Annotated in this window: 1 protein-coding gene; it reads left to right on the top strand. The window is 67.7% G+C overall.

Annotated elements, in window-relative coordinates; translation table 11 throughout:
• The coding region (locus LX83_RS37490; protein ID WP_301329597.1) for an SDR family NAD(P)-dependent oxidoreductase at positions 1-2,822 on the top strand (2,822 nt) is incomplete at both ends.

The raw sequence follows: 2,822 nt of genomic DNA on the forward strand, positions 1-2,822 counted from the left end.
CGGGCGGTTGTCGCTGGCCGCGGTGAACGGCCCTCGGTCGGTGGTGGTCTCCGGCGAGTCAGGCGTTCTGGATGAGGTCGTGGCCTGGGCAGAGCGCGTGGGCGTGTGGGCGCGCCGGGTGGATGTGGACTACGCCTCACATTCCGGGCAGGTGGACGGGCTTCACCACGATCTGGTGAAGCGGCTGGGGGTGGTGGTTCCCCGTCAGGGGTCAACACCGTTCTACTCCACTGTGACCGGTTCGGTCCTCGACACCGGTGAGCTGAATGCCGAGTACTGGTACCGCAACCTGCGCCAGACCGTGGAGTTCGATCGGGCCACACGTGCGTTGCTGGCGGATGGACATGCCGTCTTTGTTGAGGTCAGCCCGCATCCGGTACTGGTGATGGGGATCGAACAGACGGCAGAGGACGCGGGTTTCGCTGTGCACACCGTGGCATCGCTGCGCAGGAACGAAGGCAACATGGCGCAGTTCCTGAGTTCGGTGGCTGAAGTCCAGGTGGCCGCCATCCCGTGCACAGGACCGTTCTCAACCGGTGCCGGAACGGTGGACTTGCCCACTTACCCCTTCCAGCACAGGCACTACTGGCTTGATGCGCTGCCGGACATCAGCGGGCGCGTGCCGGCGAATTCGGTCATCGACAGGTGGCGGTACCGCGTGGAGTGGCGGCCCGTGCCCACGCCGTCGTCCGGGCGTCCTTCGGGGACCTGGCTGGTCCTCACCGACCCCGGCGATGAACTCGGCAGTGTGATCACGGCCGCGCTGGCCGGCAGCGGCGTGGACGCGGTGCCGATCGGCGTCGCCTCGGGTGACGACCGTGCTGCTGTCGCGGCGAGGATCCGCGCGGTGCTGGAGGATCGGCCAGCGGTGTCCGGGGCGGTGTGCTCGGTGGGGCTGTGGTCGTCGGTCGTGGTGGTCCAGGGAGTGGTGGACGCTGGGCTGCGGTGCCCACTGTGGATGGTGACACGTGGGGCTTCCGGGTTGGGCGGCGAGGTTGACAGCGAGGGATGTGCGGTGTGGGGGCTGGGCCAAGTGGTGGGTTTGGAGTTGCCTGGCTTGTGGGGCGGAATGATCGATGTGAGTGGCGGGTGGCTCGCGAATGCGGTCGGTGTGCTCTCCGGGATCGGCGAGGATCAGCTGGCGGTGACCGAGAGCGGGGTGTTCGCCCGGCGATTGGTGCGGTCGCCGGTGACGGCCGCGACAGAATCGAAGTGGCGGGCCCGGGGAACTGCGTTGGTGACCGGTGGGACCGGTGGCGTGGGAGCGCACGTCGTGCGGTGGTTGGTGAGGTCGGGCGTCGAGCACGTGGTGCTGGTGAGCCGCCGAGGCGGGGCAGCCGATTTGGTCGAGGAGGCGCGTGCTGCCGGTGTCAAGGTGACGGTGGCCGTGTGTGATGTGACTGATCGGGATGCCCTGGCCGAGGTGGTCAGGTCGATCCCGGACGAGTTCCCGTTGCGATCGGTTTTCCACGCGGCCGGAGTGGGCAACTACCGCGAGGTCGTCGACTGTCCCCGCGCGGAGTTCGTTGAGAACTTCTCCGGGAAGGGCGTCGGTGCACGGTATCTGGACGAGTTGACGAGCGACCTGGATCTGGACGCGTTCGTGCTGTTCTCCTCTGGTGCCGCGACCTGGGGGAGCAGTGGCCAGGGGGTCTACGCGGCAGCCAACGCCTACCTGGATGGCCTGGCGAGGGAACGCCGAGCACGCGGCCTGCCGGCAACGTCGATCAGTTGGGGCCTGTGGGGCTCGACGGAGGCGGCCAGTGGGCTGAGCATGACCCGACTGACCAGGGTGGGACTTCGGGCGATGGACCCCGCGCTGGCGGTCGAGGCAATGCAACAGGCGTTGGACCACGACGAGAGCTTGCTGACCGTCGCGGACATTGACTGGGAACGCTTCACCGCGACGTACACCATCGCTCGGCCACGCCCGTTGATCCAGGACGTTGCCGAGAACGTGGCTGATGACGAGGTTGACGAGGCACCGCGGGCAAGCCTGCGTGCGCAGTTGACCGGTCGAGGTGAGGGTGAACAGTTCGGCATGCTGTTGGCCTTGGCCCGACAGGAGACGGCGATGGCCCTCGGCCACGCCTCGCCCGACGACGTTCCGGTGGACAAACCGTTCCGCGATATGGGTGTCGACTCGTTGATCGCGCTCGACGTGCGGAAACGCCTCGGTGCCGCGACTGGCCTGCGTCTGCCCACCACTCTCGTCTTCGACTATCCGACCGTGCGGTCGGTCGCGGCGTTCCTGCGCGCGGAGATCCTCGGCAGTGCTCCGGCCACGCCCGTGCCAACCGAGCCGACCCACCATGACGACCCCGTGGCGATCGTTGGAATGGCCTGTCGCTTTCCCGGCGCGATGAGCCCAGCGGAGCTGTGGCAGTTGCTGGTTGAAGGCCGGGACGAGGTGACAACCGCCCCGACCGACCGTGGTTGGGAAGCGTGGGATCTGCCCGGCGAGGTGCACGGCGCGTTCGTCCGTGAAGCGGGTGAGTTCGATGCGGACTTCTTCGGCATCTCGCCGCGTGAGGCGTTGGCGATGGACCCGCAGCAGCGGCTGCTGCTGGAGGTGTCCTGGGAGGTGTTCGAGCGGGCGGGGATCGACCCGCTGTCACTGCGCGGCAGCAGAACGGGTGCTTTCGTCGGTGGCTCCTCGCACGAGTACTGCACCGTGCTGATGAACTCGCCGCACGCCACGAGTGGTTACGCGCTTACCGGCGCATCGGGAAGCGTGTTGTCGGGTCGGGTGTCGTACGTGTTCGGGTTCGAGGGGCCGGCGGTGACGGTGGACACGGCGTGTTCGTCGTCGTTGGTGGCGT

The sequence above is a fragment of the Goodfellowiella coeruleoviolacea genome (assembly GCF_024171785.1).
GTDB lineage: Bacteria > Actinomycetota > Actinomycetes > Mycobacteriales > Pseudonocardiaceae > Goodfellowiella > Goodfellowiella coeruleoviolacea.